At 65.3% G+C, this 15643-nt stretch carries 8 protein-coding genes; 2 read left to right on the forward strand and 6 right to left on the reverse strand.

Annotation, left to right across the window (positions count from 1 at the left end):
* The first annotated feature begins 87 nt into the window (after window positions 1–87).
* Complete coding sequence (gene ligD / locus P0R31_RS01770; RefSeq protein WP_275512585.1) at window positions 88–2763, forward strand: DNA ligase D; 2676 nt, start codon at window positions 88–90, stop codon at window positions 2761–2763.
* Between the two features lie 132 nt (window positions 2764–2895).
* On the opposite strand, the gene P0R31_RS01775 is transcribed toward ligD, so the two are convergent.
* Complete coding sequence (locus P0R31_RS01775) at window positions 2896–3060, reverse strand: DUF3309 family protein (RefSeq protein WP_008560028.1); 165 nt, start codon at window positions 3058–3060, stop codon at window positions 2896–2898.
* A gap of 183 nt (window positions 3061–3243) precedes the next feature.
* Between P0R31_RS01775 and P0R31_RS01780 the strand changes: the two genes are divergently transcribed.
* Window positions 3244–3561, forward strand: a complete 318-nt coding sequence (locus tag P0R31_RS01780; RefSeq protein WP_275512586.1) for a polyhydroxyalkanoic acid system family protein — start codon at window positions 3244–3246, stop codon at window positions 3559–3561.
* A gap of 2 nt (window positions 3562–3563) precedes the next feature.
* Here the strand turns inward: P0R31_RS01780 and treY are convergent, their stop codons facing one another.
* Genes treY through treS form a run of 5 tightly spaced genes read right to left on the reverse strand, consistent with a single transcriptional unit; the run spans window position 3564 to window position 15636 of the window.
* Window positions 3564–6380 carry a malto-oligosyltrehalose synthase gene (gene treY, locus P0R31_RS01785; RefSeq protein ID WP_275512587.1) on the reverse strand — a complete coding sequence of 939 codons (2817 nt, stop codon included), beginning with the start codon at window positions 6378–6380 and terminating at the stop codon, window positions 3564–3566.
* Window position 6381: 1 nt separating this feature from the next.
* Complete coding sequence (treZ, locus tag P0R31_RS01790) at window positions 6382–8133, reverse strand: malto-oligosyltrehalose trehalohydrolase (protein WP_275512588.1); 1752 nt, start codon at window positions 8131–8133, stop codon at window positions 6382–6384.
* On the reverse strand, window positions 8130–10208 hold the full coding sequence (gene glgX / locus P0R31_RS01795) for a glycogen debranching protein GlgX (protein WP_275512589.1): 2079 nt from the start codon (window positions 10206–10208) through the stop codon (window positions 8130–8132). The genes treZ and glgX overlap by 4 nt, the downstream gene beginning before the upstream one ends.
* A gap of 3 nt (window positions 10209–10211) precedes the next feature.
* Window positions 10212–12350 (reverse strand): 1,4-alpha-glucan branching protein GlgB, encoded by a 2139-nt coding sequence (gene glgB, locus P0R31_RS01800; protein ID WP_275512590.1) that lies wholly within the window; start codon window positions 12348–12350, stop codon window positions 10212–10214.
* Window positions 12343–15636, reverse strand: coding sequence for a maltose alpha-D-glucosyltransferase (gene treS, locus P0R31_RS01805; RefSeq protein WP_275512591.1), 3294 nt, complete (start codon window positions 15634–15636; stop codon window positions 12343–12345). The genes glgB and treS overlap by 8 nt, the downstream gene beginning before the upstream one ends.
* Window positions 15637–15643 lie beyond the last annotated feature (7 nt).

A 15643-nucleotide genomic window follows, 5' to 3' on the forward strand; every position in this document is an offset into this window, starting at 1 on the left:
GGAACCCCAACCGCCCCATGGGGTTTTGGTTCCGGGCGGGACTTTCGCCGTGATAGGCTTCAAGCCGAACGAGAAGCGGGACCGGTCGTGCTGCAAAAGCTTTCCACCTACCGACAGAAGCGAGACTTCGAGAAGACGCCGGAGCCATCGGGCAAGACCGCCGTGGCGCCGTCGAAGCAGCGGCGCTTCGTGATCCAGAAGCATGATGCGAGCCGGCTGCATTACGATCTCCGGCTCGAATTCGACGGCGTGTTCAAGTCCTGGGCAGTGACGAAGGGGCCTTCGCTCGATCCCCACGACAAGCGGCTGGCGGTCGAGGTCGAGGACCATCCGCTCGATTATGGCGATTTCGAAGGCACGATTCCGGAAGGCCAGTACGGCGGCGGGACCGTGATGTTGTGGGACCGCGGCACCTGGGAATCGGACGATCCGGAAGCCGGATTCAAGAAGGGCGATCTGAAGTTCACTCTGCGCGGCGACAAGCTGCAGGGCAGCTGGGTCCTGGTGCGGATGCGCAACCGCGGCGGCGAGAAGCGCACCAACTGGCTGCTGATCAAGCATCGCGACGAAGATGCTCGCGAAGGCGCGGCCAACGACGTGCTCGAGCAGGACAAGTCGGTCGCCTCCGGCCGCACGATGGAGCAGATCGCCGCGGGCAAGGGCCGCGCGCCGAAGCCGTTCATGCTGGCCAAGGGCACCAAGGGCAAGGCCGACGCAGTCTGGCAGTCCAATCGTGCCGAGGAGACGAAAGGGCGTACGGTGAAGCTGGCGCCGCGCGCCGCGTTGAAAGCCGGCAAAGTGGCGAAGAAAAGCGCCACCACCGCGACGAACGCCAAGACGGTGTCGAAGATGCCGGATTTCGTCGCGCCGCAGCTCTGCACCCTGGTCGAGCGGCCGCCCGGGGACGAGGGCTGGTGCCACGAGATCAAGTTCGACGGTTATCGCGTGCAGCTGCGGGTCGAGGACGGCGAGGCGACGCTGAAGACGCGCAAGGGTCTCGATTGGACGAGCAAGTTCGCCGCCATCGCCGAGGAAGCCGCCACGCTACCGGATGTGATGATCGACGGCGAGATCGTCGCGCTCGACCATAACGGTGCGCCGAACTTCTCCTCGCTGCAAGCGGCGCTGTCCGATGGCAAGACCGACGAGCTGATCTTCTTCGCCTTCGACCTGCTGCTCGCGGAAGGGCAGGACTACCGTCGGCTGCCGCTTGGGGAGCGCAAGGCGCAGCTCAAGAAGCTGCTGGAATCGCGCAAGCGGAAATCGACTCAGATCCGCTATGTCGAGCATTTCGAGAGTGGCGGCGATGCGGTGCTGCAATCGGCCTGCAAGCTCGAGCTCGAAGGGGTGGTGTCGAAGAAGCTGAACGCGCCCTATCGTTCGGGGCGCACCGAGAGCTGGGTCAAGTCGAAATGCCGCGCCGGCCACGAGGTGGTGATCGGCGGCTACAAGACCACCAACGGCAAATTCCGCTCGCTGATGGCAGGCGTGCAGCGCGGCGACCATCTCGCCTTCGTCGGCATGGTCGGCACCGGCTTCGGCGCGGACAAGGTCAAGCGCATCATGCCGGCGCTGAAGGCGATTGAGAGCAAGGAAAGCCCGTTCGGCGGCAAGAACGCGCCGAAGAAGACGCGGGACGTGCACTGGCTGAAGCCGGAGCTCGTCGCCGAGATCGAGTTCGCGGGCTTCACGGCCGACGGCAATATTCGTCAGGCGGCGTTCAAGGGCTTGCGGCAGGACAAGCCGGCTGAGGAGGTCGAGGCCGAGACGCCCGTCGATACCGAGCTCGCCGAGCCCCGGGCCAGGAAGGCGGTGCGCACGAAGGCGGGCCGGCAACCGAAGCAGGCCGCTCAAAATGCCGAGGTCATGAGCGTCGTCATCTCCAAGCCGGACAAGGAGCTCTGGCCGGATGACGGCGATGGTGGCGCCGTCACCAAGCTGGACCTTGCCCGCTACCTCGAAGCCGTCGGCGAATGGATGATCGTGCATCTCAAGGGCCGGCCGTGCTCGCTGATCCGCGCGCCTGATGGCATCAAGGGCGAATGCTTCTTCCAGCGCCATGCGATGCAGGGAACATCGAACCTCCTGGAGCTCGCGCGGGTCTCCGGCGACCGCAAGCCGTATCTTCAGATCGACCGGATCGAAGGGCTCGCCGCGGTGGCTCAGATCGGCGGCGTCGAGCTGCATCCCTGGAACTGCGCGCCCTATGCCTACGACACCCCGGGCCGCCTGGTGTTCGATCTCGACCCCGCCCCCGACGTGGACTTTCCCGACGTGGTCGAGGCGGCCAAGGAGATGAGGCAGCGGCTCGCCGATATCGGCATGGACAGCTTCTGCAAGACCACGGGCGGCAAGGGCCTTCACGTCGTGGTGCCGCTACTCCATGGCGCGCGCGACAAGGTGAGCTGGAAGGAGGCCAAGGCCTTTGCGCAAGGCGTCTGCCAGTGGATGGCCGACGACGATCCCGAACGCTATCTGCTCAACATGTCGAAGAAGCTGCGCAAGGGAAAGATCTTCCTGGATTATCTGCGCAACGACCGCATGTCGACGGCGGTGGCCCCGTTGTCGCCCCGAGCGCGAGCCGGCGCGACCGTGTCGATGCCGGTCACCTGGGCGCAGGTGAAGAGCGATCTCGATCCGAAGCGCTACACGATGCGCAGCGTGCCGGGCCTGCTGGCGCGATCGAAGGCATGGGAGGGGTATGAGGATGCAGCCGTGTCAATCAAGGCCGCGATCAAGAAGCTGGCGGGGAAGGTGAAGTAGGTCTGTCGCTGTTGCACCGAAGGTAGGTCTCGTAGGGTGGGCAAAGCAAAGCGTGCCCACCACCTTCTTTCGTTCGAACGAAGAAGTGGGCACGGCGCGTTGCGCCTTTTGCCCACCCTACGAAGTCTGCATCTAGATCCTTCCCATCAGCAGCAGGATCAGCAGGATGACGATGACAAGCCCGAGGCCGCCGCCGCCGTAATAGCCGGTGCCATAGAACGGCCCGCCGCCGATGCCGCTGAAGCCGCCGAGCAGGGCGATGATCAGAATGATCAGAATGATCGTGCCGATTGACATGCGAATCTCCTCCAGCCCTTGTTCAAAGGGTCGTTTGCACCTGTCCCGTGTGCAGGGGCAACTTGCCGCAGGTTCTATAGTTCCGGCCATGACGGGGCCGGTCACAGGATCAACTCGCATGGAACCTTTTCTGGTCTCGCCGGCATGAGGATGTGAGGAACAGTCACCACAGGACCATGGACCATGTCAGCACCGCTCGTCGTCTCGATTCCGCATCGTCTCGGCCGTGAGGAGGCGGTGCGCCGGCTCAAGACGGGGCTCGGCCGCGCCGCGGCGAGCATTCCGGTGATGCAGGTCGAAGAGGAACGCTGGAGCGGCGACACTCTGGCCTTCCGCATCCGCGCGCTCGGCCAAGTTGCGACGGGGCAGGTCGATGTCGGCGACGATCAGGTCCGGGTCGAGGTGGTGCTGCCCTGGCTGCTGCAGCGCTTCGCCGAGATGGCGCGGGCGACGATCAAGAAGCGCGGCCAATTGCTGCTGACCAAAGACGGGGAGAAGTAACTTCAGGCGCGCACGCGTTGCCGCGGCGCCCTGACGGCATTCGCCGATCGGGCCGCGATGACCAAGGCAGGACAGTCACGGAAGGCCTGCGCGAGCGGCAAGTCGTTGCCCGCAAGGCCGGGCACGGCATAGCCCGTGATGTCGATGGTGGCGTCGATAGCTTCGGGTGCGGGCCATTCCCGGCCCGCTTGGGTGAACGGCGCGAAATGACGCCCGACAACGACGATCGCGGCGGCGCGGCCATGACGACGCGCGAAGGCGATGACATGGTCGGCATGGGCACCCCGTACCTCAAGCGGCTGGTAGTCGCCCTGCGCGAAGACGTCGGCCAGCTCGTTGCGCAGCTTGAGCAGATGCCGCGTCCAGGCCAGCTTGAGCTTGCCGTCCGGCCAGCTCTTGATCAGGCCGCTCCAGTCCGGCGCTTCCAGTGATGGCAGCGCCGCGTGGCGCGCGGCGAAGTCGACCGGGCGGCGGTTGTCGGGATCGACCAGCGACAGGTCCCAGAATTCGGTGCCTTGATAGAAGTCCGGCACGCCCGGCAGCGTCGCCTTGAGCGTGAGCTGGCTCAGCGAGTTCAGCGTGCCGAGCAGCGCGACGCGGCGCGCCAGCGTCTGCAAGGCCTGAAGGAATTCCGCGGACTGGTCGGGGTCGAGGATCTTCGCGATGAAGTCGCGGATGCCGTTCTCATACGCTTCATGCGGGTTGAGCCAGCTCGTCTCCTCCTTGCCCTCGCGCGCGGCCTTGAGGGCATAGGCCTGGATGCGCTCGATGAAGGCAGCATCGGCCGGCGCTTGAACCGGCCAGACACCGAGCAGGGTCTGGTAGAGCATGTATTCGAACGTTGCCGACGGCGCGCGGAAATTGCCGTGCAGCGCGAGGTGCGGCGCGTTCAGCACCTTCCAGCGGGCCACTGCGCTGGTCCATTCACCGGGAATCTCGCTCAGCGATGCGATGCGCGTGCGCGCATCCTCACCACGCTTGGTGTCGTGGGTGGCGGTTGCCGTCATGCCTTGCGGCCATTCCCTGGCGCGGGCCTGCATGGCCTGGTGGAAGGCGGGAATGCTGAGGCCGGTGCTGGCGGGGTCGCCGCCGACCTCGTTCAGCGCCAGCAGCCGGTGGAATTGATAGAACGCTGTGTCCTCCAGCGACTTTGCCATCATCGGGCCGGTGAATTGCTGCACCTTCAGCGCGAAGCGGCGCACGCGCGGGGCGCTGTGCGGCGGACGGCCCGGCTTGAGCAGGTCCATGGTCAAGGCATCGCGCAGGAAGTCGAAAATGCCTTCGTCGGCGGCGAACCAGTCGCGGCGGGCGCGCGCAATGGTGTCGTCGATCAGCTTGCGGTCCGCTGCAGTCGGGCCGCTATGCGTCAGGTAGGTGCGATACACCGGGAAATGCAGCACATAGAGCTCGAGCGCCTGCCGCAGGCTGTCGGCCGAGAAGTCGCGCGTCGAATAATGGCCGTTGGCGATGCGCGCGAGCAGGCGCGTCAGCACGGTGAACTCGCTGGTGAGCAACGTCTCCAGCACCCGCCGCTTGGCGTCCTTGACGTAAGGCACAAGCCGCGGCGGCCGGTTGCTGATCTGCCGCCAGGTCTCGTCCAGCGCCTCCAGTCCCTTGGAATCGATCAGCACGTGGGTGATGACGTTCATCCATTCATAGCCCGTGGTGCCCTGGACGCCGGCGAAATGCGGCAGGCGCTCGTGCTCGCACAGGATTTTTTCGATCACGGTATAGAACGGCTTGGTGTTGCCTTGGGTGGTGTTGCCTTGGGCGGTGTTGCTTTGGGCGTCGCGCACCAGCCGGCGCAGCCGCTGGCAATATTGGGCGGGGTCGCGCAGGCCGTCGATGTGATCGAGCCGGATTCCCTGCAATTTGCCGTCGGCGATGAGCTGCTTCACCAGCCGGTGCGTGGCGGCAAACGTGCTCGCGTCCTCGACGCGCAGGCCGGCGAGGCCGTTGACGTCGAAGAAGCGGCGATAATTGATGTCGCTGGAAGCAAGCCGCCAGTGCCCGAGCTTGTAGTGCTGGCGCTCCAGGAGATGATGCAGCGTCAGCGTCTGTGCCGGGCGGTCCTTGCCGGCGCGATAGGCGGCAAGGCCGCGCTTGATGATGTCGGCGGCGCCTGTGATCTCCCTGAGCTCGGACTTGAAGCCGGGAGCCTCCTTGCGATTGGGGCGCCGCAGCCCCGTGTAGCGGGTCGCGAGCGACAGCAGGCGCTTGCCGGGCTCCGTTTCCGCCGCGTCCGCCTCCTTGACGACGATCCGCAGCATCTCGCCATAGCGCTCCGGCGCGATGGGCAAGCGGTGCTCGAAATACCACGCCGCGAAGCTTCCTTCGTCCGGGTCGTAGCGCAGCTCGATGTCGCCGCGCTCGAGCGCCTCGCCGTAGGACGCGCCGAGGATCGGCAGCAGCACGCCGCCGCGGGCGCGGTAGGCCAGCTGGTCCCAGTCGATGTCGAAGGACGCCGCGTGCGGCGAGGCCTGGCCCCATTCCAGCACGTCGAGCCACCAGGGATTGTCGGCAAAATGCACGCCGACATGGTTGGGGACGAAATCGATGATGAGCCCGAGATCGTGCTGCTGAAGCGCCTGGCTCAGCCGCGTAAAGCCGGCTTCGCCGCCGAGCTCGGGATTGAACTGGCCGTGATCGACCGTGTCGTAGCCATGGGTCGAGCCTTTGCGGGCCTTCATCACCGGCGAGGCGTAAAGATGCGTGATGCCCAGCGCCTTGAGATAGGGAACGACCGCGGCGGCCTTGTCGAAATCGAAATCCGCGGTGAGCTGGAGCCGGTAGGTCGCGAGCGGAATGGCGGGAGGCATTCTAACCTCCGAGGCGCCAGACCACCGACCAGGGCGTGAGCCGCTCGCCGGCGCCGCCGCCCCAGATCGGCGTGCCCGCGCTGACGCTGGAGGTGATCTCGTGATCGGACAGATTGGCGACAAGGCGTAACGTGGTGCCGTCGCCCATGCGCCAATGTGCGGTGACGAGGCCGTTGTCGGCCGCCTCGGCATCACCGAAGCTTGCGCCCCTCAGCCGCGGCACGATCTCCTTGCGACGGACGCCGAGCAACTCCCGAACCAGCGCAAGCCGCGCATCCTGTTGCGGCGTGCGGCCGGTCCAGTCGAGCACGGCCGATTGCAGCGTTGCCGCATCGAGCGGGTCGGGGACCTCGTCGCCGTATTTCTCGTAAGCCCAGGCATATTCCCGCTTGCGCCCCTTGCGCACGGCATCGGCTAACCCGCCCTGGAAATCGCAGAAGAACGGGAAGGGGACCCTCGAGCCCCATTCCTCGCCCTGAAACAGCATCGGCACCATCGGCGCGAGCAGGGTGACCGCGAGCGCGGCCTCGATCTGCTGTGGCGATGCCAGGCTTTCCAGCCGCTCGCCCAGCGGGCGATTGCCGATCTGGTCGTGGTTCTGCAGGAAATTGACGAAGGTCGCCGGCGGCAGCTGGCCGCTCGGCTCGCCGCGCGGCTTCTTGCCCCAGAATTCCGAGATCTCGCCCTGATAGACGAAGCCCGAGGCGAGCGCGCGTGCCAGATCCATGCGCGGCGTCTGGTAATCGCCATAGTAGCCGGCATGCTCGCCGGTCAGCATCACGTGCCAGACGTGATGATAATCGTCGTTCCACTGCCCGCGATATTTACCGTTCGGCGGGTCCTGCGCGGCATCGAGCAGGCTGGCGCGGTTGTCGCCGTTCTCCAGCACGAGATGGATGTGGCGCCCCGTGGCCTTGGCGAGCTCGCCGGTGGCGACGCTGAGGTCCTGCAGCATGGACTGCTCGCCGGGGATCGCCATGATGTGATTGGCGGCGTCGAGCCTGAGGCCGTCGAAGCGGTAGTCGCCGAGCCAGGACAGCGCGTTCTCCACGGCGAAGGCTCGCACCTGCGGCACGCGATAATCGATCGCGCTGCCCCACGGCGTGTGCGCATCGGTGAAGAAGGTCGGCGCGTAACGGCCGAGGTAGTTTCCTTCCGGTCCGAAGTGATTGTAGACGACGTCGAGGAACACCATCAGCCCGCGCAGATGCGCCTCGTCGATCAGCGTCTTCAGGTCTTCGGGCCGGCCATAGGCGCTGTCCGGCGCGTACCACAGCACGCCGTCGTAGCCCCAGCCGCGGCGTCCTGCGAAGTCGGCGAGCGGCATCAATTCCAGCGCATTGATGCCGGTCGCGGCGAGGTGATCGAGCTTGTCGATCATGGCGCGATAGGTGCCTTCGGACGTGAAGGTGCCGACATGGGTCTCGACCAGCACCGTCTCTTCCCAGGGACGGCCGCGCCAATCGCGCGCGCGCCAGACGAAGGCATCGTGATCGATCACCTCGCTCGGGCCGAACACGTCGTCGGGCTGGAAGGCCGAAGCGGGATCCGGCACGTCGATGTCGTCGTCGATCCTGAACTTGTACTTGCTGCTAGATGACAAGCCGGCGATCTCGGCGACGAACCAGCCATCCTGCCGGCGCTGCATCGCGTGCCTGCGGTCGAGCAGGAGATCGACGCGGCGCGCGGCCGGCGCCCACAGCCGGAACGACACGCCGTCCTTGGTCGGCCTCGCCCCGAAGGATGGCCTCATAGCGCGCCTGCGAAGGCGAGCACGGAGCGCGGCGGCGCCTTGCTGTCGCTCCCGGGCAGGAAGTCGATCGTATTCAGCTTGGCATCGGTCGTGTTCAGCAGCTGCTGCCAGCTCTTGTATTCGGTCATTTTGGGCAATTTGAATGCGATCTCTTCGGGAGCGGCGTTCAGTACGATAAAGATCGCAGCCCCACCCGGTTCCATCGGGCCCATCACATAGGAGAGAAACCGCCCATCCGGGAATGTCCAGTCACTCTCCGTCATCTCGTTGCCGGCGGGCGTCAGCCACAATGCGCCGTAGGAGACGCCGTCCTTGGGGCGGCCGTCGAGCCAGCGATGGCTGCGCAGCTGTGAGAAACGGCGGCGGATGTCGGCGAGCTGGGCGACGAAGTCGATCATGTCGTCGCCGTCCTTGCCGAGATTGTCCCAGCCGACCCAGCCGACCTCGTTGTCCTGGCAATAGGCGTTGTTGTTGCCGGATTGCGAGTTGCCGACCTCGTCGCCGGCGAGGATCAGCGGAACGCCCTGCGCCAGCATCAGGCAGGCCAGCACGTTCTTGCGCAGCTGACGGCGCAGGCTGATGATATCAGGATCGTTTGTCGGCCCCTCGACGCCGCAATTGTTGCTGTGATTGTCGTTGGAGCCGTCGCGATTGTCCTCGCCGTTGGCCTCGTTGTGCTTCTCGTTGTAGCTGAAGAGGTCGGCGAGCGTGAAGCCGTCGTGGACGGTGATGTGGTTGATGCTGGCGCGTGGCCGCCGTCCATCGTGGTTGAACAGGTCGGAGGACGCGGTCATGCGGCTGGAAATGTCGCCGATCAGGCTGCCTTCGCCGCTCCAGTAGCGGCGCATGGCGCTGCGATAGCGGTCGTTCCATTCCGACCATTGCGAGGGAAAGGCGCCGACCTGATAGCCGCCGAGGCCGAGGTCCCACGGCTCGGCGACGAGCTTGACCGTCGCCAGCACCGGGTCCTGCCGTACCGCGGTCAGGAACGAGCTGCCGCGATCGAAACCGTTCGGCCCGCGCGCCAGCGTGGTGGCAAGGTCGAAGCGGAAGCCGTCGACATGGCAGACCTCGACCCAGTAGCGCAGGGAATCCATCACCATCTGCAGCACGCGCGGATGGGCGAGGTTCACCGACGAGCCGCAGCCGGTGAAGTCGTCGTAATAGCGCGGGTTCTCGCGGTTCAGCCAATAATAGGAGGCGTTGTCGATGCCGCGATAGCACAGCGTCGGACCGAGATGATTTCCCTCGGCGGTGTGGTTGTAGACGACGTCGAGCATCACCTCGATGCCGGCATCGTGCAGCCGCGCCACCGTAGTGCGGAAGGAATCGAGCGCGTTGTCCTGGGCGTAGCGTGGCTCGGGCGCAAAGAACGACAGCGTGTTGTAGCCCCAGTAATTGGCGAGTTTCTTTTCCACCAGGATGCGGTCGTCAACGAAGCTGTGGACCGGCAGCAGCTCGACCGTGGTGACGCCGAGCTTCTTCAGGTGCTCGATCATCGCGGGCGATGACAGGCCGCCATAGGTGCCGCGCAGATTCGGCGGAACGTCCTCGCGCTTCTGCGTCAGGCCCTTGACGTGGGCCTCGTAGATGATCGTGTCTTCCCAGGGAATATTCGGCCGGATCTCGCGGCGGCCCCAGTTGAAGGTCTCGTCGACCACGACGGCCTTGGGCATGCCGCGCGCATTGTCGCGCCGGTCGAACGACAGGTCCTCGCGCGGGCTTCCGGTGCGGTAGGCGAAATGCGCATCGCTCCAGACCAGGCGCCCGGCAAGCCGCTTGGCGTAGGGGTCGAGCAGCAGCTTGTTGGCGTTGAAGCGATGGCCGTGCTCGGGCTCGTAGGGGCCGTGCACGCGATAGCCGTAGAGCTGGCCCGGCGCGACGTCGTTGAGATAGCCGTGCCAGACGTCCTCGGTCTTCTCGGGCAGCTCGATGCGCTCGAGCTCGCGGCGGCCTTGGGTGTCGAACAGACAGAGCTCGACCTTCTGCGCGTTGGCGGAGAACAGCGCGAAATTGGTGCCGCGTCCGTCCCAGCTTGCGCCGAGCCGTGCGGGCGATCCGGCAGTCAGGCGCATCGATCAGCTTTCCGGAACGAGGAAGATCGCAGCCAGCGGCGGAATGGTGAGGCGCAGCTCGCCGCCCTCGGCATTGACTTCGCCGACATTACCGACATTGCTGCCGCCGTAATGGGCGGAATCGGAGTTGAGCACTTCCTTCCACTTGCCGCCGAAGGGCACGCGAACGCGATAGTTCTGGTAGACGTTGGGCGAGAAGTTGACGATGACGAGACACCGCGCGTGCTCGTCGAATCCCTTGCGCAGCCAGGCGAAGACGTTGCGGTTGGCATCATCGGTGATCAGCCATTCGAAGCCGGCCTGCTCGCAATCCATCTGGTGCAGCGCCGGCACCGCGCGGTAGAGCCGGTTGAGGTCGCGGATCAAGGCCTGGACGCCGGAATGGACCTTGTATTCGAGCAGGTGCCAGTCGAGCGAATGGTCGTGATTCCATTCGCGGCTCTGCGCGATCTCGGCGCCCATGAACAGGAGCTTCTTGCCGGGATGGCCGAACATGAAGCTGTAATAAGCGCGCAAATTGGCAAAGCGCTGCCACTCGTCGCCGGGCATGCGGCCGAGGATCGAGCGCTTGCCGTGCACGACCTCGTCATGCGACAGCGGCAGGATGAAGTTCTCCGAGAACGCATAGTGCAGGCCGAACAGGATCTCGCCGTGGTGATGCTTGCGGTGGATCGGATCCTTGCTGATGTAGTTCAGCGTGTCGTGCATCCAGCCCATGTTCCACTTGTAGCCGAAGCCGAGCCCGCCGAACTCGACCGGGCGCGAGACCTGCGGCCAGGCGGTGGACTCCTCGGCGGCGGTGGTTGCCTGAGGGAAGCGGGCGAACACTTCCGTGTTGAAGCGGCGCAGGAAGTTGATCGCCTCGATGTTCTCCCGCCCGCCATATTGGTTCGGGATCCAGGCGTCGGGCGGCCGGCTGTAGTCGAGATAGAGCATGGAGGCGACCGCATCGACGCGCAGGCCGTCGATGGCGTAACGCTCCATCCAGAACAGCGCATTCGACACCAGGAAGTTCGTCACTTCGGTGCGGCCGTAATTGTAGATCAGCGTGCCCCAGTCGAGGTGGCGGCCCTGGAGCGGGTTGGCGTGCTCGTAGAGCGCGGTGCCGTCGAAATGGCCGAGCCCGTGCGGATCGTCGGGGAAGTGACCCGGCACCCAGTCGAGCAGCACGCCGATGCCTTCGCGGTGGCAGGCTTCGATCAGGGCGGCAAAATCCTCAGGGCTGCCGAAGCGGCTGGTCGGCGCATAGAGGCCGGTCGGCTGATAGCCCCAGGAGCCGTCGAACGGATGCTCGCTCACTGGCAGGAATTCGAGATGGGTGAAGCCCATGTCGCGGGCATAGGCCGGCAGCTGCTCGGCCAGCTCGCGATAGGTCAGCCATTCATTGTTGTCCTTGCGCCGCCACGAGCCGAGATGCACCTCGTAGATCGACATCGGCGCCGACAATGCGTTGATGCCTTCGGGCGCCGGGCGCGGCCGCGGCAGATGTGCCTCGTCGAACACGATCGAGGCCGTTTTCGGCCGCAGCTCGCTGGCAAATGCCATCGGATCGGATTTCAGCGGCAGCAGATGACCATGCGGTCCGACGATTTCGAACTTGTAGTGATCGCCGGCCTTCGCATGCGGGATGAACAATTCCCAATAGCCGTTGCCGCGCACCCGCATCGGATGGCGCCGCCCGTCCCAGAAGTTGAAGTCGCCGACCACGGAGACGCGCCGCGCGTTCGGCGCGAGCACGACGAAGCCGATGCCGTCGACGCCCTCGAGCCGCATCGGATGCGCGCCGAGCTTGTCATAGAGACGCTGATGGGTGCCTTCGCCGAGCAAATAGAGGTCGAAATCGGTCAGGATCGGCGGAAAACGATAGGCATCCTCGAACTCGACGACGTCGTTGCCGAACTTCGCGCGCAGCTGGTAGTGCTTCGAACCGTTGGGCAGGGCGCCGATGAACAGGCCGGAATCGTGGACGCGGTCGAGCGGCGCGACCTCGCCATGGTCGCCGACCGCCTCGACATTGGTGGCCTCGGGTAGAAACGCGCGGACAATGCTCTTTCCGCCCTCGGGATGCAGCCCGAGATAGTGGAAGGGGTCGGAGTGGCGGCCTTCGATGATCGCGTAGGCTTCTGCAGGCAGTTTAGGCATGGGCTTCGCTCTCGGCACTTGACAGAATGCGAAGCAGTCCGGTCAGCGGCGCATGGAGTCCCTCAGGCCGGCGGGACAGCTCGTACTCTACGTCGTGGAACGCTCGATCCAGGAGGAAAAATCTCAACAGGCCTTCCGCGCAGGACCGATCGTCCGGCCACAGCCTCCGATCGGTCATGGCTTCGCGGTAGGCGGACAGGAAGGTCGCGGTGGCGCGCTCGCGCCATTCGGCGAGGGCGGCCGCGAGCCGGTCCTGCTCGTCGGAAGCACCCGTGAGCGCGCGGCTCAGCGCCACGTTCACAGAAAGGTCGATGGAATGGATCAGGCCGGCGACGTCGCGCGCGGCCGGCGCCTTGCGGCGCTTGTTGGCCAGCGGCACACGCGGATCGCCGTCGAAGTCGATGATGAAGATATCGTCCTTCACGATCAGAGTTTGCCCGAGCCGGAAGTCGCCATGATGGCGGATGTTCAACCCGCCGATCTCGGATGGCAAGAGCGCATTGAGGTGGTCGAACAGGTCCGCGCGTGCGGCGATGAGCCGGTCGATCAGGGGCCGGTCCGTCTCCCGCAGCCCGTCGCGGCTGTCGGCAAGCAGCTCGAGAAGCCGCTCGGCACGCGCCTTGAGGTCGGAGAGCGCAGCCTTGATCTGGGCGGAGGCGATCGGCTCGGGGGCGAGATCGGCGGGCTCTGCCGCGGCGAGAGCGACGTGCAGCTCGGCGAGCCGCCGGCCGATCTGCGCGATGAAATGCAGATAGGGCGCCTGCTCCTGGGTCTCGCGCGGCATCTCATCGGCCGGCGCCACGCGCTGCTCGTCGATATAGCGGTCGAGATATCCGGTCGTCACGGTCCAGCCGTCGCCCTGGTTCTCGACATAGGCATGCAGCACGCCGAGCGCGCTGCGCTGGTTGCCGTCGACCAACTCGACGCTGCCGAGCAGTGCCGGCGTGTTGGCAAAGCGGGCGACCTCGGTGAGATAGTAGCCGATCTCGATCTCGGGGCTGATGCCGCTTTCCAGCCGCCGATAAATCTTGGCAACGTACTTGTTGTCGACCAGCGCGGTGCTGTTCGACTGTTCGATGGCGCGGATGCGTTCGGGCTCCTTGATGGTGTAGTCGGCGAAACGGCTGGTCGCCTTGAACTCGAGCCGCAGATTGTTCTCGTCCACGACCAGGTTTTGCGACAGCCCTCGCAAGAACAGACCGATGAAGATCTGCTCGGTCGCGACGTCGAGGAGCGTGCCTTCGCGTGCGCCCTGGCGGACGGCGGCGAGCGCCTTCGGGTTGAAGCGCTCGCGGTCGAAGCGCACCCACTCGATCTGCATGGGCATCACGTACCGCGTCGTCACCTCGTCCCGCGTCGTCTCGAAGAACGCGATCCAGGGCCGGTTGTCGCCGATGTCGCTGAACGGTACCGCGGAGGTCAGCGTGGTCCGGATGTGCTTGGGATTGTTCTCGGGATACCAGCGCGTCCGCGACAGGAAGCCCGGCAGCACGTCGCGCTCGAACACGCCGCGCTCGCGGGCGAGCGAGACCCAGTTCGAGTTCACCGGCACGACCAGCGTCTCGAACTCCGGCACCGCGCGCGGGACCACCGGCTCGGACTTGTCGCGCTCCAGAAGCTGGAACCAGTAGAAGCCGTAGGGCCCCAGCGTGATCATGTAGGGTAGCTCGCCGATGGCGGGAAAGCGCGTGCGGCCGAGCATCTCCTGCGGGATGCGGTCCTTCCACGGCGACAGGTCGAGCTCGGTCGCCTGCGCGGCGCGCGACAGATTGGCGACGCAGAGGATCACCTCGTCGCGGTATTGGCGGACATAGGCGAGCACGGCGCGGTTGGCCGGGCGGATGAAGGTCATGCTGCCGCGGCCGAAGGCGAGCGTCGACTTGCGTACCGAGATCAGCCGCTTGGTGGCGCTGAGCAGCGAGGACAGGCTGCGCGACTGCGCCTCGACGTTCACCGATTCATAGCCGTAGACCGGATCCATGATCAGCGGCGCGTAGAGGCGGGCGGGGTCGCAGCGCGAGAAGCCGCCGTTGCGGTCCGGGCTCCATTGCATCGGTGTGCGGACGCCGTTGCGGTCGCCGAGATAGATGTTGTCGCCCATCCCGATCTCGTCGCCGTAATAGATGATCGGCGTGCCCGGGAACGACAGCAGCAGCGAGTTCATCAACTCGATCTTGCGCCGGTCGTTGTCCATCAGCGGCGCAAGGCGCCGGCGGATGCCGACATTGATGCGCGCGCGGGGATCGTTGGCGTAGGTGGTCCAGAGATAGTCGCGCTCGACGTCGGTGACCATCTCCAGCGTCAGCTCGTCGTGATTGCGCAGGAACAGCGCCCATTGGCAGCTTGCCGGGATGTCCGGCGTCTGGCGCAGGATGTCGGTGATCGGGAAGCGGTCCTCCTGGGCGATCGCCATGTAGATGCGCGGCATCAACGGGAAATGGTAAGCCATGTGGCATTCGTCGCCACGGCCGAAATATTCCTGCACGTCCTCGGGCCATTGATTGGCCTCGGCCAGCAGCAGCTTGCCCTTGGAGTACGCGTCCAGCTCCTGGCGCAGGCGCTTGATGATCGCATGGGTCTCGGGAAGGTTCTCGTTCGAGGTGCCCTCGCGCTCGCACAGATAGGGAATGGCATCTAACCGGAAGCCGTCGACGCCGGCATCGAGCCAGCGCTTCATCACCTGGATGATGGCGCTGACCACGCGCGGATTGTCGAAATTGAGATCGGGCTGGTGCGAGAAGAAGCGGTGCCAGTAGAACGCGCCGGCCTCCGGATCCCAGGTCCAGTTCGACTTCTCGGTGTCGGTGAAGATGATGCGTGTGCCCTGATATTTCTGGTCGGTGTCGCTCCAGACATACCAGTTGCGCGCGCTCGAGCCCGGCTGGCTGCGCCGCGCGCGCTTGAACCATTTGTGCTGGTCCGAGGTGTGGTTGACGACGAGCTCGGTGATGACGCGCAGGCCGCGCTTCTGCGCTTCCTGGATGAACCGCTTGAAGTCTTTCATCGTCCCGAAATCGGGATTGACCGCGCCGTAATCGGCGATGTCGTAGCCGTCGTCGCGGCCGGGCGAAGGGTAGAACGGCAGCAGCCACAGCGCGGTGACGCCGAGCTCCTGCAGATAGGGCAGCCGCTCGGTCAGGCCGGCGAAGTCGCCGATACCGTCATTGTTGCTGTCGGCGAAGGCCTTGACGTGGAGCTGGTAGATGATGGCGTCTTTGTACCAGAGCTCATCCACGATCTCGGCAGCCTCAGCCTTCTTGGTATCGACGGAAGACAGAACATTCATGGCGTGA

The sequence above is a fragment of the Bradyrhizobium yuanmingense genome, from assembly GCF_029167105.1.
GTDB classification, from domain to species: domain Bacteria; phylum Pseudomonadota; class Alphaproteobacteria; order Rhizobiales; family Xanthobacteraceae; genus Bradyrhizobium; species Bradyrhizobium yuanmingense_A.

Coding starts and splice junctions, on each gene's coding strand:
- P0R31_RS01775 (WP_008560028.1), bottom strand. CDS start 3,060: ATGTCAATCGGCACGATCATTCTGATCATTCTGATCATCGCCCTGCTC.
- P0R31_RS01780 (WP_275512586.1), top strand. CDS start 3,244: ATGTCAGCACCGCTCGTCGTCTCGATTCCGCATCGTCTCGGCCGTGAG.
- treY (WP_275512587.1), bottom strand. CDS start 6,380: ATGCCTCCCGCCATTCCGCTCGCGACCTACCGGCTCCAGCTCACCGCG.
- treZ (WP_275512588.1), bottom strand. CDS start 8,133: ATGAGGCCATCCTTCGGGGCGAGGCCGACCAAGGACGGCGTGTCGTTC.
- glgX (WP_275512589.1), bottom strand. CDS start 10,208: ATGCGCCTGACTGCCGGATCGCCCGCACGGCTCGGCGCAAGCTGGGAC.
- glgB (WP_275512590.1), bottom strand. CDS start 12,350: ATGCCTAAACTGCCTGCAGAAGCCTACGCGATCATCGAAGGCCGCCAC.
- treS (WP_275512591.1), bottom strand. CDS start 15,636: ATGAATGTTCTGTCTTCCGTCGATACCAAGAAGGCTGAGGCTGCCGAG.